The sequence below is a fragment of the Brachybacterium sp. ACRRE genome (assembly GCF_022346485.1).
GTDB lineage: Bacteria > Actinomycetota > Actinomycetes > Actinomycetales > Dermabacteraceae > Brachybacterium > Brachybacterium halotolerans.
In genome coordinates this window covers 83919-104508 of sequence record NZ_JAKRMO010000001.1, presented here as the reverse complement: position 1 = coordinate 104508, position 20590 = coordinate 83919, and the positions used below count along the sequence as shown (strand labels likewise).

Annotated in this window: 16 protein-coding genes and 1 tRNA gene; 8 read left to right on the top strand and 9 right to left on the bottom strand. The window is 72.2% G+C overall.

The genetic code is table 11. From position 1 onward, the window contains the following. Window positions 1–4 precede the first annotated feature (4 nt). Genes rsgA through MHY49_RS00450 form a run of 3 tightly spaced genes read right to left on the bottom strand, consistent with a single transcriptional unit; the run spans window position 5 to window position 3024 of the window. Entirely contained in the window at window positions 5–1048 is a 1044-nt protein-coding gene (gene rsgA, locus MHY49_RS00460) for a ribosome small subunit-dependent GTPase A (RefSeq protein ID WP_239201633.1), read from the bottom strand. Beyond that, entirely contained in the window at window positions 1045–2367 is a 1323-nt protein-coding gene (gene aroA, locus MHY49_RS00455) for a 3-phosphoshikimate 1-carboxyvinyltransferase (protein WP_228358161.1), read from the bottom strand. Before aroA ends, rsgA begins: the two co-directional genes overlap by 4 nt. Before the next feature lie 3 nt (window positions 2368–2370). Continuing rightward, window positions 2371–3024 (bottom strand): hypothetical protein, encoded by a 654-nt coding sequence (locus MHY49_RS00450; protein ID WP_239201626.1) that lies wholly within the window; start codon window positions 3022–3024, stop codon window positions 2371–2373. Between the two features lie 383 nt (window positions 3025–3407). Between MHY49_RS00450 and MHY49_RS00445 the strand changes: the two genes are divergently transcribed. After that, window positions 3408–4049 (top strand): sigma-70 family RNA polymerase sigma factor, encoded by a 642-nt coding sequence (locus MHY49_RS00445; protein WP_228358163.1) that lies wholly within the window; start codon window positions 3408–3410, stop codon window positions 4047–4049. Then, window positions 4046–4369 carry a mycothiol system anti-sigma-R factor gene (rsrA, locus tag MHY49_RS00440; RefSeq protein WP_200501008.1) on the top strand — a complete coding sequence of 108 codons (324 nt, stop codon included), beginning with the start codon at window positions 4046–4048 and terminating at the stop codon, window positions 4367–4369. The genes MHY49_RS00445 and rsrA overlap by 4 nt, the downstream gene beginning before the upstream one ends. A gap of 170 nt (window positions 4370–4539) precedes the next feature. On the opposite strand, the gene MHY49_RS19225 is transcribed toward rsrA, so the two are convergent. From MHY49_RS19225 to MHY49_RS00420, 5 genes are all read right to left on the bottom strand, one after another. Next, on the bottom strand, window positions 4540–4614 hold the full coding sequence (locus MHY49_RS19225) for a 50S ribosomal protein bL37 (RefSeq protein ID WP_370645926.1): 75 nt from the start codon (window positions 4612–4614) through the stop codon (window positions 4540–4542). Window positions 4615–4677: 63 nt separating this feature from the next. Beyond that, window positions 4678–5355, bottom strand: coding sequence for a GDSL-type esterase/lipase family protein (locus MHY49_RS00435; RefSeq protein ID WP_239201617.1), 678 nt, complete (start codon window positions 5353–5355; stop codon window positions 4678–4680). 12 nt (window positions 5356–5367) lie between these two features. Beyond that, the gene (locus MHY49_RS00430; RefSeq protein ID WP_370645922.1) at window positions 5368–9315 is read right to left on the bottom strand and encodes a multifunctional oxoglutarate decarboxylase/oxoglutarate dehydrogenase thiamine pyrophosphate-binding subunit/dihydrolipoyllysine-residue succinyltransferase subunit; all 3948 of its coding nucleotides are present in this window, start codon (window positions 9313–9315) and stop codon (window positions 5368–5370) included. A 189-nt stretch (window positions 9316–9504) separates the two neighbouring features. Then, entirely contained in the window at window positions 9505–10533 is a 1029-nt protein-coding gene (locus MHY49_RS00425; protein WP_239201611.1) for an ATP-binding protein, read from the bottom strand. Window positions 10534–10580: 47 nt separating this feature from the next. Further along, window positions 10581–11405: a response regulator transcription factor gene (locus MHY49_RS00420; protein WP_239201606.1), complete on the bottom strand. Its 825-nt coding sequence runs from the start codon at window positions 11403–11405 to the stop codon at window positions 10581–10583. A 192-nt stretch (window positions 11406–11597) separates the two neighbouring features. Here MHY49_RS00420 and MHY49_RS00415 point away from each other — a divergent pair, with 192 nt between their 5' ends. From MHY49_RS00415 to MHY49_RS00395, 5 genes are all read left to right on the top strand, one after another. After that, window positions 11598–12965, top strand: coding sequence for a hemolysin family protein (locus MHY49_RS00415; RefSeq protein ID WP_239201594.1), 1368 nt, complete (start codon window positions 11598–11600; stop codon window positions 12963–12965). Beyond that, window positions 12962–14014, top strand: a complete 1053-nt coding sequence (locus tag MHY49_RS00410) for a hemolysin family protein (protein ID WP_228358168.1) — start codon at window positions 12962–12964, stop codon at window positions 14012–14014. The genes MHY49_RS00415 and MHY49_RS00410 overlap by 4 nt, the downstream gene beginning before the upstream one ends. Before the next feature lie 288 nt (window positions 14015–14302). Beyond that, a complete protein-coding gene (locus tag MHY49_RS00405) occupies window positions 14303–15085 on the top strand; it encodes a M23 family metallopeptidase (protein WP_239201591.1) in 783 nt (260 codons plus the stop codon). 46 nt (window positions 15086–15131) lie between these two features. After that, window positions 15132–16196, top strand: coding sequence for a tRNA (adenosine(37)-N6)-threonylcarbamoyltransferase complex transferase subunit TsaD (gene tsaD, locus MHY49_RS00400; protein ID WP_239201588.1), 1065 nt, complete (start codon window positions 15132–15134; stop codon window positions 16194–16196). A 105-nt stretch (window positions 16197–16301) separates the two neighbouring features. Next, window positions 16302–16374 (top strand) — tRNA-Arg (locus MHY49_RS00395). A 78-nt stretch (window positions 16375–16452) separates the two neighbouring features. Here the strand turns inward: MHY49_RS00395 and MHY49_RS00390 are convergent. Continuing rightward, window positions 16453–18714 carry a bifunctional alpha,alpha-trehalose-phosphate synthase (UDP-forming)/trehalose-phosphatase gene (locus MHY49_RS00390; RefSeq protein WP_228358171.1) on the bottom strand — a complete coding sequence of 754 codons (2262 nt, stop codon included), beginning with the start codon at window positions 18712–18714 and terminating at the stop codon, window positions 16453–16455. A gap of 406 nt (window positions 18715–19120) precedes the next feature. Here MHY49_RS00390 and lysA point away from each other — a divergent pair, with 406 nt between their 5' ends. Continuing rightward, a complete protein-coding gene (gene lysA, locus MHY49_RS00385) occupies window positions 19121–20533 on the top strand; it encodes a diaminopimelate decarboxylase (RefSeq protein ID WP_239201585.1) in 1413 nt (470 codons plus the stop codon). Window positions 20534–20590 lie beyond the last annotated feature (57 nt).

Below are 20590 nucleotides of genomic sequence, written 5' to 3'. Positions count from 1 at the left end.
GTGCTCACGCCTCCCAGGGGTCGTTGCGGCGCAGCGCCTCGTCGAGGCGGCGGTAGGAGGCCAGGCGCTCCGGGCCGGCCGAGCCCGCGCGCCCCTCCTCGACCGCGGCGTCCAGCGCGCAGTCGGGGGCGTCGGCGGCGTGGGTGCAGCCGCGCGGGCACTCCTCGGCGAGCGGGGCGAGATCGGCGAAGGCCTCGAGCAGCTCCTCGGGGGAGACGTGCCCGAGCCCGAAGGACCGTACGCCCGGGGTGTCGATCACCCACCCCGACTGGTCGGGCAGGCGCAGCGCGAGCGCCGAGGACGAGGTGTGGCGACCTCGGCCGGTGACGTCGTTGACGTGGCCCGTCGCCCGATCGGCGCCCGGCACCAGGGCGTTCAGCAGGGTCGACTTGCCCACGCCCGAATGGCCGATGAGCACGCCCGTGCGGCCGTGCAGGTGCGCGGCGAGCTCCTCGACGCCCACGACGCGTCCTTCCGCGTCCAGGTGCGTGACCACGTGCTCGACGCCCAGCGGCGCGTACTCGGCCAGAAAACCGGCGGGGTCGCGCAGGTCGGACTTCGTCAGGCACAGCAGGGCGTCGATCCCGGCGACCCAGGCCGCGACCAGGCAGCGGTCGATCATGCCGCCGCGCGGCTCGGGGTCCGCGAGCGCCGTGACGATCACCATGAGGTCGGCGTTCGCGACCAGCGGGCGCTCCGTCGGGTCGTCGTCGTCGGCGCTGCGCCGGAGGAACGAGGTGCGCTCGTGCACCTTCACGATGCGCGCGAGCGATCCCTCGGTCCCGCTGGTGTCGCCGACCAGACCCACCACGTCGCCGGGCACGATCGGAGTGCGGCCCAGCTCCCGGGCCCGCATCGCGGTGACCACGTGCTCGTCGGCCGTCCCGGAGCCGACGACGGTGCGCCAGCGCCCGCGATCGACGGCGGTGACGAACGCCGGGACCGCGTCGTCGTGGCTCGGGCGGATCTTGGTGCGCGGCCGCGAGCCGCGGCGATTGGGCCGGATCCGGACGTCGGACTCGTCCAGGTCGCGGATCCGGCGACTCACCGCGCCTCGCCCGCCTCGTCCGTGTGCAGCATGGCCAGCCACATGCCCACGAAGTCCGGGAGGGTCTTCTGGGTGGTGGCGACGTCGACCACGCGCACGTCCGGCACGCGGAGGCCGATGATCGCGCCCGCGGTCGCCATGCGATGGTCCTGGTAGGTCTCGAACTCGCAGCCGGTGAGCGGCCCGGGATGGATCTCGAGGGACCCCTCGTGCTCGACGGTGCGGCAGCCCAGCTTCGAGAGCTCCGTGGCGAGGGCATGGATGCGGTCGGTCTCGTGGCCGCGCAGATGCTTGATGCCGCGCAGATGGCTGGGGGAGTCCGCGAGAGCGGCGAGGGCGGCGATCGTGGGCGTCAGCTCGCCGGTCGCCGAGAGGTCCGCGTCGATCCCGTGGATGACGCCGGTGCCGCGCACGCACACGTCCTCGTCCTCGCGCCAGAACTCCCCGCCCATGCGGGCGAGCAGAGTGCGGAAGGCGTCGCCCGGCTGGTCGGTGCGACGGGGCCAGTCGGCGATCTCGATCTCCCCGCCGGCGACCAGCGCGGCGGCCAGGAACGGGCCCGCGTTGGAGAGGTCGGGCTCGATGCGCACGTCGCCGAAGGCGATCGGCCCGGAGCGGACGGTCCACACGTGGGTGCCGTCAGCCTCCTGGCTGTGGGAGACGTCGATGCCCGCGCGGCGCATCTCCGTCATCGTCATCTCGATGTGGGGGAGCGAGGGCAGGGAGTCCCCGACGTGCCGCACCCGCAGATCCTGCTCGCAGCGCGCGCCGACCAGCAGCAGGTTCGAGATGAACTGGCTCGAGGCCGACGCGTCCACGTCGATGCTCCCGCCGGCCAGGCGCCCGCGTCCGTGGACGACGAACGGCAGGTGCCCGGGCTCGCCCGTCTCGGTGACCTCGACGCCGAGGGATCGCAGCGCCTGGATCGCCGGTCCCATCGGCCGCAGCAGCGCCGACTCGTCCCCGGTGAAGGAGACGTCGCCGTGGTGCAGGGCCGCGAGCAGGGGGACGAAGCGCATGACGGTGCCCGCGAGACCCGTGTGGATCTCGACCGGCCCCTCGGCATGCTCCGCGGGCGGCGGGATCGGGGTGACCCGCAGCGCCTCGCCCTCGACGCTCAGGGTCGCCCCCAGGCGCTCGAGGGCATCGCGCATCAGGCGCGTGTCACGGGAGACCAGCACCCCCGTGAGCGCGGTCGGGGCGTCGGCGATCGCCGAGAGCATCATCCAGCGGGCCGTGAGCGATTTCGAACCGGGCACGCGCACGAGCGCGTCCACGGGACCGCCCGCGACGGGGGCGGTCCAGGTGACCTCCGACATCGATCAGCCGAGCTGGTCCGCGAGCTTCTCGGTGGACTTCCTGGCCTGCTTGGCGACCTCGTCGGCCGTCTTCGAGGCCTTCTTGCTCAGCTCGTCGGCCTTCTTGCTCGCCTTCTTCGAGAGCGAGCCCGAGGAGCTGCCCGCCTTCTTCGTCAGCGCGTCGGCCTTCTTCTCCAGATCGCGCTGGGTGGCGGCGGCCTTCTTCTGGCTGCGCTCGACGAACTGGCCCCACTGGTAGCCCAGCGACGGGCGGCCCTCGCGGTCCAGCACCGCGATCATCACGCCGCCCAGCAGGCCGACGTCGGCCAGGATCGACTTGATCTCGTCCATGCGCTCCTCGCCGCGCAGCTGCCAGACCTTCTTGCGCCCGGCCAGGCCCACGCTCGTGGTCACGAGCAACACGCCGGCGGCGGTGCGGGGCGCCCGGCCGGTCGCGTAGGCGAGGCCCGCGACGGCGGCGACGGCGCCGGTGGCGCGCAGCACGGTGCGGGAGTCGACGAAGGAGGGGGCCGACGAGCTCTCGAGGGCCTTGTCGACCTGGGCGAAGGCGGAGGGCGCGACCTCGATCTCACGCTCGGGGGAGATCGCGGTGCGCACGCCCTCGAAGATGAAGGGGGCGGCGAGAGCAGGGCGGGCGATGCGGCGGATGAGCGACATGGTGTCCTCACGTCTCGGGTTCGATGGACTCTGCCGGGCGCGGCCCGGCGTTGTGATCAGCCTATCGCGCACCCCGCCCCGTGCGTCCTGCCGCCGGGGAACAGCCGAGCCCCCGTGCGCGTTGCAAGGACCGGACCCCGAGGGGCGCGCCCGAGCGGACGGCCGGCCCCCCACCGTTCGCACCAGCGCGCTCCGCGCCGCCGGGAGAGGAGAGAGAGTCGATGACCACGTGCCTGCAGACGCGCCCGCCGTCGGCCCCGATGCCGACCCCGGCGCCGACTGTGTCGGCCTCGCCGCCGGCCGTCCCGTCGGCCCCGCCCTCCGTGCGCGGGACCTCGCGCACGACCGTCCTCGCACCGACCGGTGCCGTACCGTGGAGCCTGATGACCACCACTGATCACGACGGCGACCGAGCCCCCGGCGCCGCCCCCGAGGACACGGCTCCCGAGGACTTCGACTTCGAGGCCGAGGCGCTCGCGCACCTCGACTCGCTCTACGGCGGCGCCCTGCGCATGACCCGCAACCCCCAGGACGCCGAGGACCTGGTCCAGGAGACCTACCTCAAGGCGCTGCGGGCGCGCGACCGCTTCACCCCGGGCACGAACCTGCGCGCCTGGCTGTACCGCATCATGACCAACTCGTACATCTCGTCGTACCGGCAGAAGCAGCGTCGGCCGCGCGAGTCGTGGACCGACGAGGTCGAGGACTGGCAGCTCGCGGAGGTCGAGTCCCATTCGAGCCGCGGTCTGCGCTCGGCCGAGGCCGAGGCGCTGGACCGCCTGCCCGACACCGCGGTGAAGACGGCCCTGCAGGACCTGCGCGAGGACTACCGCATGGCGGTCTACCTCGCCGACGTCGAGGGCTTCGCATACAAGGAGATCGCCGAGATCATGGACACGCCGATCGGCACCGTCATGTCCCGGCTGCACCGCGGACGCCGCCAGCTGCGCGAAGCGCTGAGCGACTACGCGCGCAGCAGCGGGTTCCTGCGGGACGGAGCAGATGACGGGGAGGAGGGACGATGACCGAGGAGCATGACGAGACCCGCCGCGACCTGCGGTTCGGGCTCGAGGAGGCGCTGGACGGCGAGCTCCCGCGCGACGTGGTCGAGCGCATGACGCGCCACGCCGAGGACTGCCCGGAGTGCGCCGACGAGCTCGAGCGCCTGCGCGCCATGAAGGACCTGGTGCGGCGCTGCTGCGCGAAGGACACCGCCCCGCAGACCCTGCGCGAGCGCATCAGCGTGCAGTACCGCAGCGTGGAGTACCAGCGCCTCGAGGTCGAGCACGGGCCCGACGGCGCGACCTTCCGCTCCACCACGGTGCGCCGCGACACCCTGGGCTGACCCGGGCCCCGGGCTTACCGGGCCGAGCGGGGCTGATCCCCGCCGACCTCAGCCGATCCGGCCCCAGATGCGACGAGGCCCCCTCCGGATGGAGGGGGCCTCGTCGATGCTCGGGGTGCTGCGTGTCGGGGCCGACGGATCGGCTCGACCTCACGCTGCGCGAGCGCGCCTCAGGTGTTGGGACGCTTGCCGTGATTGGCGCCGTTCTTGCGACGGGACCGGCGCTTGCGACCGCGCTTGCTCATCACGCTCTCCTTCCTTCGCCCGGACAGACAACCTCAGCATTCTGTCACAGGGGATCGGCTGGTTCAGTCGGAGGTGCCCAGGAAGCGACCGAAGCCACCATGCAGGACCAGCCAGGCCATGAGGCCGTAGCCGGTCTGTCCGGGGTGGTCGGCGCCGCTGCGGGCGAGGTCCGAGGACCACTGCTCGTGACCCTCGAGGGACCGCACGGTGTCCACGTAGGGCACGCGGCGCCGCGCGCACACGTCGTCGAAGGCCCCGGAGAGCTCGACGAGGGCGGCGGTGCGCGCACGATCGGCGCTCGGCGGCGGGCCGACGACGAACGCCGGGATCCGCAGCCGCTCGAGGCCGTCGAGGACCTTGGCGAGGTTCAGGCGCGAACGGGCCAGCGAGATGCCGGCGTCGACGTCCCCGCCGCCCAGGCCCAGCACCACGCGGTGCTCCACGGTGCCCTGGGCGAGGCCCTCGGCGTCGGTGCGCAGACGCACCTCCTCGTCCCAGCGCTCCGAGAGATCTGCCGAGGTCTCCGACGGCACCGCGCTCGTGTACAGCTCGACCCGCGGCCTCGGCCCCTGCTCCTTGGCGACGGCCCGGCCGAGCCAGCCGAGCGCGCGGGCGTCGCCCACGCCGGCGAGGAGCTCCTCGCCGAGGGCCACCAGGCGGATCGGCCTGTCGCTCGCGGGGGCGGGGCTGGCCGGGACGGTCCGCTGGACCGGGACCGAGCGGGGGGCGGGCTGTTCCACGTCGTCTCCTCGTCAGTTCTGCAGTGCCTGCGCGACCAGGGTCTCCTGCTCGGCCTTGTGGGTCTTGGCGGACCCGGTGGCCGGCGAGGCGGAGGCCGGTCGCGCCACGACCTGCAGGGTACGCCCCACAGCGGCAGGGAAATTCAGGGCCATGAAGCCCCAGGCGCCCTGGTTCAGAGGCTCCTCCTGCACCCAGACGAGGTCGGCATCGGGGTAGGCGGAGAGCGTCTCGCGCAGCTCCTCCTCGGGCAGCGGGTAGTACTGCTCGAGGCGCACGATCGCGACGTCGTCGATGCCCTGCTTCTCCCGCGCGGCGACGAGCTCCCAGTAGAACTTCCCGCTGGTCAGCAGAACCTTCTTGACCTTCGAGGGCTCCACGGTCTGATCCGGGAGCACGGGCTCGAAGGTGCCCGAGGTGAAGTCCTCGACGGAGCTCACGGCGGCCTTGTTGCGCAGCATCGACTTCGGGGTGAAGACGATCAGCGGCTTGCGCGGCTCGGTGCGAGCCTGGCGGCGCAACAGGTGGAAGTAGCTCGCCGGCGTCGAGGGCATCGCCACACGCATGTTCTCCTCGGCGCACAGCACGAGGAAGCGCTCGATGCGGGCGGAGGAGTGGTCCGGGCCCTGGCCGTCGTAGCCGTGGGGGAGGAGCATCACGACGGAGGACTGCTGTCCCCACTTCTGCTCGGAGGAGGAGACGAACTCGTCGATGATGGTCTGCGCCCCGTCGACGAAGTCGCCGAACTGCGCCTCCCACAGCACCAGGGCGTTCGGGCTCTCCACGGAGTAGCCGTACTCGAAGCCGAGCGCCGCGAACTCGGAGAGCGAGGAGTCGTAGACGTTGAAGCGCGCCTGGTCCTCGCTCAGGTGCAGCAGCGGGGTGAACGTGTCCTGGTTCAGGGAGTCGATGAGCACGCTGTGGCGCTGCACGAAGGTGCCGCGGCGCGAGTCCTGGCCGGCCAGGCGCACGCGCGTGCCCTCCATGAGCAGGGAGCCGAAGGCCAGCAGCTCGCCGTAGGCCCAATCGATGCTGCCGCTGCGGGACATCTCCTGGCGCTTCTCGAGCAGGCCCGTGAGCTTCGGGTAGACGGTGAAGCCCTCGGGGGCGGCCATGTGGGCGTCGCCGATGCGCTCGAGCACCGAGGCGGAGACGGCGGTCGCCGAGGGCACCACGATCTCGCCGGTGTGCTGCGAGCTGGGCAGGTCAAGGCCCTGCACCGAGTTCTTCGGGTCGGCCTCGCTGCTGGCGTTGCGGGCATCGGCGAAGGCCTGGTCCAGGTGCTGCTGGAAGTTCTTCACCAGGGCGCCGGTCTCGTCCTCGGTGAGGTCGCCGCGCTCGATGAGGGAGTCCGTGTAGAGCTTGCGGACGGACGGGCGGTCCTTGATCAGGTTGTACATGAGCGGCTGCGTCATGGCCGGATCGTCGCCCTCGTTGTGGCCGCGGCGGCGGTAGCAGATCATGTCGATGACCACGTCGCGGTGGAACTTCTCGCGGTAGGCGAAGGCGATCTCGGCGACCCGCACGCAGGCCTCGGGGTCGTCGCCGTTGACGTGGAAGACCGGCAGCTGCGTGGTCTTCGCGGCGTCGCTCGAGTAGAACGAGGAGCGCGAGGAGTCCGGCAGCGTGGTGAAGCCGATCTGGTTGTTGATGATCACGTGGACGGTGCCGCCGGTGCGGTAGCCGCGCAGCTCCGAGAGGTTCAGGGTCTCGGTGACCACGCCCTGGCCGGCGAAGGCCGCGTCGCCGTGGATGAGGATCGGCAGCACGGGGAAGTCGGTGACCCGCTCGAGCTGGTCCTGCTTGGCGCGCACGATGCCCTCGAGCACGGGGTTCGCGGCCTCGAGGTGAGAGGGGTTCGCCGCGAGGTACACCTTGGTGGTGGTGCCGTCCTCGGCGGTGAAGGTGCCCTCGGTGCCCAGGTGGTACTTGACGTCGCCCGAGCCCAGGCCGCCCGAGGAGCCGTCGAACTCCTGGAAGATCTGGCCGAAGCTCTTGCCGGCGAGGTTCGAGAGCACGTTGAGGCGGCCGCGGTGGGCCATGCCGATGCAGACCTCGGCGATGTCGCCGTGGGCGGCGTCGGAGAGGATCGAGTCCAGCAGCGGGATCACGGACTCGCCGCCCTCGAGGCTGAAGCGCTTCTGGCCCACGAACTTGGTCTGCAGGAACGTCTCGAACGCCTCGGCGGCGTTGAGGCGGTCCATGATGTGGGTGACCTGGTCCTTGTCGTACTGCTTCTTGGGCGACTCGAACTGCTCCTGGATCCAGAGGCGCTCCTCCGGATCGGCGATGTGCATGTACTCCACACCCACGGTGCGGCAGTACGCGTCGCGCAGGATCCCGAGGATGTCGCGGAGGGTGGCCTCCTTGCGGCCGCCCAGCCCGCGGGTCGGGAAGGTGCGATCGAGGTCCCACAGGGTCAGCCCGTAGGTCTGCACGTCCAGGTCGGGATGGGTGCGCACGCGGTACTGCAGCGGGTCGGTGTCGGCCATCAGGTGCCCGCGCACGCGGAAGGCATGGATGAGGTCCATGACGTGCGCGAGCTTCTCGGCCTCGGTGTCGTGCAGCGGGTTGTCTGCGACCCAGCGCACGGGCTCGTAGGGGATCCGCAGGGAGGCGAAGACGCGGTCGTAGAAGCCGTCCTTGCCCAGGAGCTTGTCGGCCATCTTCTTGAGGAACTCGCCGGAGGCGGCGCCCTGGATGATCCGGTGGTCGTAGGTCGAGGTCAGCGTCATGACCTTCGAGACCGCGAGCTCGGCGAGGGTGGCCTGGCTCGCGCCCTGGAACTGCGCGGGGTAGTCCATCGCGCCGACGCCGACGATCGTGCCCTGACCGGACATCAGGCGCGGGATCGAGTGGACGGTGCCGATGCCGCCGGGGTTCGTCAGGGTCACGGTGGTGCCGGTGAAGTCGTCCATCGTGAGCTTGCCGGCGCGGGCGCGCTTGACGACCTCCTCGTAGCTCGCCCAGAAGCTGAAGAAGTCCAGCTGCTGCGCGGCCTTGATCGACGGGACCACGAGGGAGCGCGAGCCGTCGGGCCGGGGCATGTCGATCGCGAGGCCGAAGTTCACGTCCTCGCGCTGGAGCAGGAGCGGCTTGCCCTTCTCGTCGACGTCGAAGCCGTTGTTCATGTCGGGCATCTCGGTGATGGCCTCGACCATGGCCCAGCCGATGAGGTGGGTGAAGGAGACCTTGCCGCGGCGGTTCCGCTTGAGGTGGTTGTTGATCACGATGCGGTTGTCGAACAGCAGCTTGACCGGGACGTCGCGCACGGACGTCGCCGTGGGAACCGTGAGCGACTCGTCCATGTTCCGCACCACGGCGGCGGCGGGGCCGCGCAGCTTGGTCGGGACGGGCTCGGTGAACTCGCGCTCGGGGATGGTCGAGCTCGGGGTGGTGGACCGCATCGGCCGGTCGGAGGTGTCGGAGACCTTCGCGGCGGGAGCGTCGTTCACGGCAGGGGAGTCCTTCGCAGAAGAGGGTGCGGACGGGGAGGCATCGGCGGATCCGGACCGGGCGGCGCCGGCGGACGCGGACGACGGGGCCGGCTCGGGCGCCGGGGTCGACGCGGGCTTCGTGGCCGGCGCCGCGGGGGCGGGCTCCTCGGCGGGAGCAGCAGCGGTCGCAGCCGTCGCGGGATCGGGCGCGGGCTTCGTCGCCTGCGCTGCCGCGGGGGGCTGTTCGGAGGGAGCGGGCTGCTCGGAGGGAGCGGGCCGCTCGGACGGAGCAGGCTGCTCCGAGGGAGCGGGTGAGTCCTCGGCGGAGGACGACGAGGAACCGGACGCGGACGCCGGGGCGCTCGGGGTCTGCTGCGCGCGTGAGCGGAAGAACTCTGCCCAGCTCGGATCGACGCTCGAGGGGTCGGCCTTCCACTGCTCGTGGAGCTCGTCCACCAGCCACTGGTTGGGCCCGAACTCGGGCTCCTCGTCAACGGAATCGGAGAGGGGTGTCTTCTGTGACACTCTGCGATCGCCAACCTTCATGAAAATCGAATGGAGCGGACTCGTCCACCCTAACCGAGGGGAGGGGTCCCCGCGCCCATGAAGTGGGCATCCGCGCACCCATGACGGAGGGGTAGATCACCTCCGGCGAGGGCGGCCGGAGCCGACGGCGCCCGGAGGGCCCGGCGACCGCGTCCGCGGAGGCGGGGATCAGCGGTCGGGGAGCGTCAGGCGGATCGCCGAGGAGCGGTCCGGGTCCGTGTGCGGGCGCGGGTCGTCGATCACCTGGATCCGCCCGCCGTGCAGCTCGACCGCCCAGCGGGCGATCGCGAGGCCCAGGCCGGTGCCGCCGGATCCGTCGTCGGTGCCCCCGCCGTGCTGGAAGCGCTCGAAGACGCGCTCGCGGTCGGCGCGGGCGATGCCCGGGCCCTCGTCGCGCACCTCGATGAGCACGCCGTCGTCGGCCGCGGTGCGCTCGGCGCGCACGCGCACCCTGCCGTCGGGCGGGGAATGGCGGGAGGCGTTGTCCAGGAGGTTCGCGATGACCTGGCGGATGCGGGCGGCGTCGGCCGCGGCGGTGAGGTCGGCGGGGTCGACCTCCACGACCCAGCGCAGCTCGCGACCGCGGGCCCGGGCGCCCAGGTCCGCGGCGTCGACCGCCTCGTGGAGGAACGGGGTGAGGGCGACCTGCTCGACGTCGATGTCGATCACGCCGGCATCGATCCGCGAGAGGTCCAGGAGGTCGTCGACGAGGTCGGAGAGGTGCTCGGTCTCCCCGAGCGCGACCTCGAGCGCGGCCGGATCGGGGTCGGTGACGCCGTCCACGATGTTCTCGAGCTGGGCGCGCAGCCCCGCCACGGGAGTGCGCAGCTCGTGCGAGACGTTCGCCACGAGGTCGCGCCGCACTTTGTCGGTGACCTGCAGCTCGGTGGCCATGCGGGTGAAGGCCTCGGCGAGCTGGCCCACCTCGTCGCGGCTCGAGGCCTCGATGCGCTGGGAGTAGTCCCCGCGGGCCATGGCGCGCGCGGCGCGGGTCATCTGGCGCAGCGGGGAGGTCATGCCGCGCGCGAGGACCTGGGTGACCGCGAGCGCCGCGAGCACCACGAGCGGGAGGGTGAGCAGGGGATGCAGGTTCGCGGCGAGGCTCAGCCAGGTGAGCACCACCGCGACGGTGACGCTGACGGCGACCAGCACGCCGAGCTTGACCTTGAACGAGCGCAGCTGGTCCAGCGGTCGCACCTCGAGGTTCTCGAGTGACTCCTGGACCGCCGCGCGGCTCGGGCGCCTCAGGAGGACCGCCCCGACCCGTCGGCCCCGAGCCCGTCGGCCCCGAGCCCGTCGGCCCCGAGTCCCTCGGACCCCGGCTCGTCCTCGTCATCGGGGAGCTCGAGCGCGTAGCCGACGCCGTGGACGGTGCGCACGAGGTCCGCGCCGAGCTTGCGGCGCAGCGCCTTGACATGGGAGTCGACCGTGCGGGTGCCCGTCGCGTCCACCCAGTCCCAGACGTCCGCGAGCAGCTGCTCGCGCGTGAGCACGGTGCCGGGCGCGTTCGCCAGGCACAGCAGCAGATCGAACTCCGTGGGGGTGAGGTGGGCGGGCGCGCCGGCGCGGGTGACGCGGTGCGCGGCCCGGTCGATGACCAGGTCGCCCAGCTGCAGCACGGCGGGCGCCTCCCCGACGCCGCCGGTCCCGACCTCGGGGGCCGACGTGGCACGGCGCACCCGTCGCAGCAGCGCCTTCAGGCGCGCCACGAGCTCGCGCATCGAGAACGGCTTGGTCATGTAGTCGTCGGCCCCGACGCCGAGGCCCACGAGCATGTCGGTCTCGTCGTCGCGCGCGGTGAGCATGAGCACCGGGACCGGGTCCTCCGCCTGGATCCGACGGCACACCTCGAGGCCGTCGAAGCCCGGGAGCATCACGTCCAGGACCACCACGTCGGGCGCGGCCTCGCGCACGGCGGCGACGCCCGAGGGGCCGTCGAGCGCGGTCGAGACCTCCCAGCCCTCGGCGGTCAGGCGGTCGGCGATCGCGCGGGTGATGGTGGGCTCGTCCTCGACGACGACCACGCGGGTCGGGCGGCTCGCGCTCTCGGTCTCGGCAGGCTTCGACATGGCGTCACTGTAACCGCGCGGCCCTGCACACGACCCCGTCGGACCCTGGACGCTCCCTGCGCCCGCGCGCACGCGCTCCTATACACTCGGTGCCACTATGAGCGATTCGCCCGTGCCGAGTACCGGCGCGCGCACCCGGACGGACTCTGTGCCGCGGATGCGCGCCCTCCCCGCCCGTGGGGAGATCACCCGATGACCTGGATCCTGCTCGCAGCAGGGATCGTCCTCACGCTGGGCACGGCGGTGTTCGTCGCCTCCGAGTTCTCGCTCGTGGCCCTCGACCGCCACACGGTCGAGAAGGCCCGCGACGGCGGGGACAAGCGCGCCGGCGGCGTGCTCCACGCCCTCACGCACCTCTCCACGAACCTCTCCGGCGCCCAGCTGGGCATCACCATCACCACCCTGCTGTTCGGCTTCGCCGTCCAGGACCCGCTGGCCGGGCTGCTCACCCCGCTCGCCCGGGCCGCGGGCCTCGGCGAGGACGTCGCGGTCCCCGTCTCCGTGGTCGTCGCGATGGTCATCGCCTACGCCTTCTCGATGATCTTCGGGGAGCTCGTGCCCAAGAACCTCGCGATCGCCACACCGATGGGCACCGCGCGCATCGTCGCCCCGATCCAGCACGGCTTCACGATGATCTTCAAGCCGCTGATCGCCGTGTTCAACGCGACCGCGAACGCCGTGCTGCGCCTGGTGAACATCGAGCCCCAGGAGGAGCTCTCGGCCGCCCGCTCTCCCGCGGAGCTCGAGTCCCTCGTGCGCCACTCGGCGCGCGCCGGCACCCTCGACGAGGGCACCGCGGTGCTGCTCTCCCGCACCCTCCAGCTCGGCGACCGCGAGGCGGGCGACGTGCTCACCCACCGCGGCGCCATGGTGAGCGTCGCGGCGGACACGAGCGCCCAGGAGGTGCTCGAGCTCTCCCGCACCACGGGCCACTCGCGCTTCCCCGTCACCGACGGCGGCGAGGACGACATCGTGGGCGTCGTCCAGGTGCGCCAGGCCGTCGCGGTCCCGCGCCCCGAGCGCTCGCGCACCCCCGCGAGCGAGCTCATGGCCGAGATCCCGCGCGTGCCGGAGACGGTGCCGCTGGACGACCTGCTGATCGACCTGAGGGACGTCGGCGCGCAGCTGGCCGTCGTCGTCGACGAGTACGGAGGCACCTCCGGCATCGTCACCCTCGAGGACGTCATCGAGGAGATCGTCGGCGAGGTGAGCGACGAGCACGACGACGACGAGCCCGAGCGGTTCCTGCCCGACGGCGAGGACGGCTGGAGCGTCAGCGGCCTCATGCGGCCCGACGAGATCCGCCGCGAGCTCGGCGTGCGCGTGCCCGAGTCCGCCGACTACGACACCCTGGGCGGCCTCGTCATGGACAGCCTCCACCGGGTCCCCGCGGCGGGTGACGTCGTGGACGTCGCCGGTCTGCGCCTCGAGGTCCTCGAGATGGACGGACGGCGCGTCGACCAGGTGCGGCTGCGCGCCACCGACCCCGCGGCGCTCGTGCGCCGCGAGGAGGAGAACGAGGACGAGAGCGCCGACGAGCGGAAGGCGGACCACCGATGAGCGACACCGCCGCCCTGGTCCTGGGCCTGGCCATGCTGCTCGGCAACGCCTTCTTCGTGGGCGCCGAGTTCGCCGTGATGAGCGCGCGCCGCAGCCAGCTCGAGCCCCTCGTCGAGGCAGGGCGCCCGGGCGCGAAGACCGCGCTCTGGGCCGTCGAGCACGTCTCCGTGATGCTCGCCGCCGCCCAGTTCGGCGTGACCGTCTGCTCGGTCACCCTGGGCGCCGTCGCCGAGCCCGCGATCGCGCACTTCCTCGAGCCGCTGCTCGAGCACCTCTCGGTGCCCGCCGTGCTCACCCACCCGATCGCCTTCGTGGTGGCCCTGCTGATCGCCTCGTACCTGCACGTGGTCTTCGGCGAGATGGTCCCCAAGAACATCTCGATCGCCGTGCCCGTGGGCGCGGTGCTGGTGCTCGCCACCCCGCTCGCGCTCGTGGCGCGCGTGTTCACGCCGGTGATCTGGGTGCTCAACCACACCGCGAACATGATCCTGCGCCTCCTGGGCGTCCAGCCCAAGGACGAGGTCGAGTCGCGCTTCACCGCCGAGGAGATCTCCGCGATCGTGGACGAGTCCCGCCGCGAGGGCCTCCTCGAGGACGAGCAGGGACTCCTGCAGGGCGCCATCCAGTTCTCCGACCGCACCGCCGGGGACGTCATGGTCCCCATGGCCGACGTCGTCACCGTCACCTACGACGTCACGCCGGGACAGATCGAGCAGATCGTCGCGACCACGGGCTTCAGCCGCATCGGGGTGCGCAACGACGCGGGCGATCTGGTGGGCTACGTCCACCTCAAGGACGTGCTGCTGCCGGCGGACGCCCCCGAGGAGGACTACGACCGGCCGATCCACCCCGGGATCGTGCGCGCCGTGGTCTCCGTGGCCGACGACGACGAGATCGAGGAGGCCCTGCGCGCCATGCAGTACAACGGCGCGCACCTGGCACGCGTCGACGCCCCGACCTCGCGCAGCGTGGGCGCCGTGTTCCTCGAGGACGTCCTGGAGGAGCTCGTGGGAGAGGTCAAGGACGTCATGCAGCGCAGCCGGGCCTGACGTCCGGCCTGATCGTCCGGCCTGACCGCCCGCCCTGGCGCCCGGTCCGGCGCCCGTGCGCCGAGGTGACCGACACGACACGCGGCCTGCGCGACGGGTCAAGGGTCTTTACCCGCCCGTGGGGCGGGGCAAAGGTTCGGTAATGAGGTCGCTTCCCGCGACGTCGGACCTCGCTGACCTGGGTACCTTGGAGCGCGTTGTTCGGCGACGCGTCCTTCCCCGTCCGGCGTCGCACCCCGGGCACTCACCAGGACTCTGCGTCTCCGACCCCCCTCCAGGAGCTCCATCGTGGCGAATCATCGCGCCCTCGGCCGGGCACACGTCCGGACGCTGCGCACAGGCAGCGCCTCCCATCGTGACTCGGCAGTGCAGGCCGGTGTGCTGAAGGTCGGCGTGCTCGGCGCGCTCGCGACCGCCACCATCGCCTTCCCCCTCGCGTCCGCGAGCGCGGGCGGCCAGTCCGCTCCGCTGCCCACCATCAACGGCGGCCAGTCCGCCGCGCAGGCGAAGGCCGCGAGCACCCAGCTCGCCCCGGTCCCCATCGCCACGGCCACCGCGGGCGCCGACGCGAAGGGCGCCGACGCCGCGTCGAGCGCGTCGTCCTCCCAGGAGACCACCGGCGACCTCTCCGTGGAGACCTCCCCCAACGCGGAGGCCATCGAGGCGCTCGGCGGCGAGTCCGACGAGGGCTTCATCCACCCGGTCAACGCCCGGATCACCTCCCCGTACGGCGAGCGCGTCCACCCCGTGCTGCACACGCGGATCATGCACGACGGCGTCGACTTCGGCGCGGCCTGCGGCACCGACGTGCACGCAGCGGCCGCCGGCACCGTGGTCGCCGTCGAGCACAACTCGGCCTCCGGCAACCGCGTGAAGATCGACCACGGCGACGGCGTCATCACCGGCTACTACCACCTCTCCTCGTTCAAGACGAGCGTGGGCGCGAAGGTCGAGCAGGGCGACGTCATCGGCGAGGTCGGCTCGACCGGCCGCTCCACCGGCTGCCACCTGCACTTCGCGAAGATGGACGAGTCCGGCACCTACTCGAACCCGATGTCGCTGTTCAAGTGACCTCGATGCGCGCGGCCGACCCCGCGACCTCCGACGGGAGAGTCCTGTGAGCACCGTCCCCGTCGTCCTCGGCGTCGAGTCCTCGTGCGACGAGACCGGCTTCGGGATCGTCAGCGACGGCGTCCTGCTCGGCCAGGGCCTCGCCTCGAGCGCCTCCCAGCACGCCGAGTTCGGGGGAGTGGTCCCCGAGATCGCGGCCCGCGCCCATCTCGAGGCCGCCGTCCCCACCCTGCGCATCGCCCTGCACGACGCGGGCGTCGAGCTGCGCGACATCACGCACGTCGCCGCGACCTCCGGTCCCGGTCTCGCGACCGCGGTGCACGTGGGACTGGCCGCCGCGAAGTCCGTCGCCTGGTCCCTCGGGGTCCCGCTGTACGGGGTGCACCACCTCGCCGGACATGCCGCGGCCGACACCCTCGAGCACGGCCCGCTGCCCGCGCAGTCGATCATCCTCATCGTCTCCGGCGGGCACACTTCGATCCTCCACGTGAAGGACCTGGTCGCCGACCCCATCGAGCACCTCGGCGACACCCTCGACGACGCCGCCGGCGAGGCCTTCGACAAGGTCTCGCGCCTGCTCGGCCTCGGCTACCCGGGCGGCCCCGCGATCTCGAAGGCGGCCGTCGGCGGGGACCCGGAGGCCTTCTCCTTCCCCCGCGCCATGCTGCGCCCGGGCGATCAGCCGTACGTCTTCTCCTTCTCCGGGCTGAAGACGGCTGTGGCGCGCACCGTCGAGTCCCTCGAGCGCGCGGGCGAGGAGGTGCCCGTCGCGGACATCGCCGCCTCCTTCGAGCAGGCCGTCGTGGACGTCCTGGTCACGAAGGCGCTGCGCGCCGTCCAGGAGAAGGGACTCGACACCCTGGTCATCGTCGGGGGAGTCGCCGCCAACCAGCGGCTGCGCGCCGTCGCCCAGGAGCGCTGCGACGCCGCGGGCGTCGAGCTGCGCATCCCGCCGATCCGACTGTGCACCGACAACGGCGCGATGATCGCCGCGGTCGGCGACCTGCTGGTGCGCGGCGGCGCCTCGCCCAGCGGCCTGCAGATCGCCGCCGATCCCTCGGCCGTGCTCCACGGCGCGCAGCTGCCGCTGCCCGCGGGCTTCGCCGTCTGAGCGGCCGACGCCCTCCGGCGTCGCTGAGACCTGTGCCTCACTCGCGCCGCGCGCCCCGGCTCGGGGCGCGGACGACGGGGTCCTCGCGCTAGACTGTCACGGTCCGCCCGCGTAGCTCAGTGGATAGAGCGTCTGCCTCCGGAGCAGAAGGTCGTAGGTTCGAATCCTGTCGCGGGCACCGACGGAATCCCCGGTCGGAGACCTCTCGAGGTCACCGGCCGGGGATTCCTGCTTGCGGGGCGTCGCGGCCCCGGGCTCACGCCTCGCCGGCGCGCAGCTCCAGCAGGCGCTCGAGGAGCTCGGCGACCGCGTCGGTGCCTTCGATGCGGAAGGCGGCGGCCGTGTCGCCGTCGCCCACCTTCACGCCCAGATCGCCATCCTCGAGGATCGCGAAGACGTTCTCGTCGGTCACGTCGTCCCCGAGGTAGAGGATCGCGTCGGCCGCGGCGGCCCGGCCGAGCGCGCGCACCGCGGTGCCCTTGTGGGAGTCGACCACGGAGAACTCGACGACCTCCTTGCCCGGCGTGACGGTGACGTCGGGGAGGCCGCGCGCGAACTCGAGCGCGGCCTCGGTGGCGTTGCCCGCACCGCGGCCCTTCGCATTGCGCGTGTGCAGCACGGCGGAGGCGGGCTTGACCTCGACCTCCGCCCCCGGATGCTGGTCGGCGATGTGCTGGAGGCGGCGCGCGATGGAGTCGCGCAGGTTCTGCCGGGTCTCGTCCATGGTCATCGTTCCCGCGTCCATGACGTCGGCGTGGAGGTCCGAGGGCAGGGCCCCGACCTCGGCGCCGTGCGAGCCGACGAGCGCGACGGAGCTGGGCATGCCCGCGTGGTGCTGGAGGTCCTCGAGCGCCCGCCCGGAGACGAGCGCGACGTTCACCCCGGACAGCTCGGTGAGCCCGCGGAGCGCGCCGATCGAGCGCGGGTTCGCCTGCACCGCGTCGCGGTCGGCGACGATCGGTGCGAGCACGCCGTCGAAGTCCGAGGCGACGAGGATGCGCGGGGTGTCGGCGAACGCCTCCAGCGCTGCGTCGAGCTGCGCGGCATCCGGGGACTCGGTCCCGGACAGACGGATGATCGGGGCCGACGGGGGAGCGGGCTCGCCGACGGCCTCGAGCTCGTCGAGGAAGTGCTTCGCCCAGGACTGCACGTCGTGGTCGAGCACCTGCCGGCGCAGCGAGGTCATCATCTCCTCCTGCTCCTCCTCCGGCATGCTGAGCGCACGCAGCGCCGCGGACTTCAGCTCGTCGATGTCGTGCGGGTTCACCAGCAGGGCGGCGCGCAGCTCGTCGGCCGCGCCGGCGAACTCGGAGAGCACCAGCACACCGCGCAGGTCGGGGCGCGAGGCGACGTACTCCTTGGCCACGAGGTTCATGCCGTCGCGCAGGGCGGTCACCAGCACCACGTCGGCCGCCATGTACAGCGCCGTCATGTCCCGGCGGTTGAAGGAGCGGTGCAGGTAGGAGATGGCCGGGCGGCCGATGGGGGCGTGGTCGCCGTTGATGCGGCCGACGGTCAGCTCGACCTCGTCGCGCAGCTGACGGTAGGCGTCGACCCTCTCGCGCGAGGGCGTCGCGACCTGCACGAGAACGGTCTCGCGCGGGTCGATCGAGCCGTCGTTCAGCAGCTCTCCCCAGGCCTTGAGGCGGTGGCGGATGCCCTTGGTGTAGTCGAGACGGTCCACGCCCAGCACGACCTTCTCGGGATCCCCGAGGTCGTGGCGCAGCTGGCGGGCGCGCTCCTGGATCTCGGGGTCGTCGGTCAGCGCGGTGACGGCCTGGGTGTCGAGAGAGATCGGGAAGGTCCCGGCGATCACGTCGCGCGGCTCGACCGCGCCGATCCCGGGCACGGTGACGGTGCGCTGGTCGACCTGGTACCCCAGCAGGTGGCGCACTGAGGCGAGGAAGTTCAGGGTGTCGCTCTCGCGCTGGAAGCCCACGAGGTCCGCGCCCAGCAGTCCGCGCAGCACCTGGTTGCGCTTGGGCAGCTGGCTGAAGAGCTCGACGGGCGGGAAAGGGATGTGGTTGAAGAAGCCGATGCGGACGTCGGGCCGCTCGGAGCGGATCATCTCGGGCACGAGCTGGAGCTGGTAGTCGTGCACCCAGATCGTGCCGCCGGGCGCGGTGACGGCGGCCGCGGCCTTCGCGAAGCGGCGGTTCGCGCTCACATAGGTGTCCCACCAGGTGCGGTGGTAGGCGGGGTCGACGATCACGTCGTGGTAGAGCGGCCAGAGCGTCCCGTTGGAGAAGCCCTCGTAGTACTTCTCGATGTCCGTCGCATCCAGGCTCACCGGGTACAGGTCCATGCCGTCGGCCCGGAACGGCTCGGGCGCCTCGCCCGGGGAGCCGGCCCAGCCCACCCACGCGGCCGAGTCGACGTTCCGCATCACGCTCTCCATCGCGGTCACCAGACCGCCGGGGCTCGTCACCCACTCCGTGGCGCCGTCGGGAAGGGTCTTCGCGTCGACCGGGAGACGGTTGGCGACGACCACCAGATCGTGCAGTTCTTGCGATGCCACAGGGGCCTCCTGACGTGTGGGACGACACCGCCAGGCTATCAAGTGAGAGGGGTCACGAAGACCGCGCGACCTCGCGTCCGAAGCCTCGCCGAGGGCCCTGGCCGTGAGTGCGCCGGGTCGTCGCCGCCTCGCTCGCCACCAGGGGAGATGCCGGAGACGGCGCGAGCACGGGCGCGCGCCTCCTCACTGCGTGGACACGGCCAGCGAGCGCCCGTCCGCGCCGCATAGTGTTCGTCCTCGGGACCGCGTCCGCCTCCGCGCGGACGCGCGGCCCCGGGAGCGCGGCCGGAGCGGTCGATCGCCGCGTGCGGCGGATCGTCGCATGCATCCGGCCGCCCTGTACGTCCGATCCCGACGACCGATTCCGAAGACCGACCCCGACGCCCGACCCAGGAGGCCACGCGCGATGCGAGCCCATGAAGCAGGAGCCCTGCACGGCAACGACGCCGCGCCCACCTGGCTGCCCTATCCCACCGATGTCAACACCCTGATCCCGGGCCTCTGGTCGAGCACCTGCGGGCGCGACGCGGACGGAGCCCTCGAGGTCGGCGGCGTCAGCGTCACGACGCTCGCCGAGGAGGTGGGCACCCCCGCCTTCGTGCTGGACGAGGACGACTTCCGCGCACGGTCTCGCGCCTTCCGCGACGCCTTCACCTCGGCCTTCGCCCCCCACGCTGGGGCCGACGTCTACTACGCCGGCAAGGCGTTCCTGTGCGGGGCCGTCGCCCGCTGGGTCGACGAGGACGGCCTGGGACTGGACGTCTGCACCGGCGGGGAGTTGGCCGTCGCGCTGCGCGCCGGATTCCCGACCGAGCGCATGGCGCTGCACGGCAACAACAAGTCCGATCGCGAGATCGCCCGGGCGCTCGAAGCGGGCGTCGGCCGCATCGTCATCGACTCCCTCGCCGAGGTCGGGCAGGCCGCGCACGTGGCGTCCGAGCTGGGAGTCACCGCTCCCGTCATGCTGCGCGTGACCACGGGCGTCGAGGCGCACACCCATGAGTTCATCGCCACCGCCCACGAGGACCAGAAGTTCGGCCTCTCGATCACCTCCGGCGACGCCATGACGGCCGTGCGGGAGGTGCTCGCGAGCCCCGAGCTGGATCTCGTGGGCCTGCACTCCCACATCGGCTCCCAGATCTTCGACGTCGGCGGCTTCGAGGTCGCCGCCCGCCGCGTCCTCGACCTCGTTGCCCAGGTCCGCGAGGAGCTCGGGCACACCATCGAGCACCTCGACCTCGGCGGCGGCTTCGGCGTCATGTACAACACGCAGCACACGCCCTCGACGCCCGAGGCGCTCGCGAGCGGGATCGCCGGGATCATCGAGAAGGAGTGCCACGAGCTCGAGCTCGACGTGCCCCACCTGGCCTTTGAGCCCGGCCGTGCGATCGCCGGTCCCTCGACCCAGACCCTGTACACGGTGGGCACCGTGAAGGACGTGCGCCTGGGCGGACCGCACCATCGCCTCTACGTCTCGGTCGACGGTGGGATGAGCGACAACGTCCGCACCGCCCTGTACGACGCCGACTACTCGTGCCTGCTCGCCGGACGCGTCTCCGACGCCCAGCCCGAGGTGGTGCGCGTGGTCGGCAAGCACTGCGAGAGCGGCGACATCGTGGTCAAGGACGAGTACCTGCCCGCCGACGTGCAGCGCGGGGACCTCGTCTCGGTGCCCGTGACCGGCGCCTACTGCTACTCGCTGGCCTCGAACTACAACCACGTGCCGCGGCCCCCGGTGGTCGCGGTCAAGGACGGCCGATGGCGCACTCTCGTGCGACGCGAGAGCGAGGAGGACCTGCTCGCCCTCGACGTCGGCTGAGGGAGGCGGCGCCACCACGGCCGCCCCGCGCTCGACGCATACGGACACATGGCGACG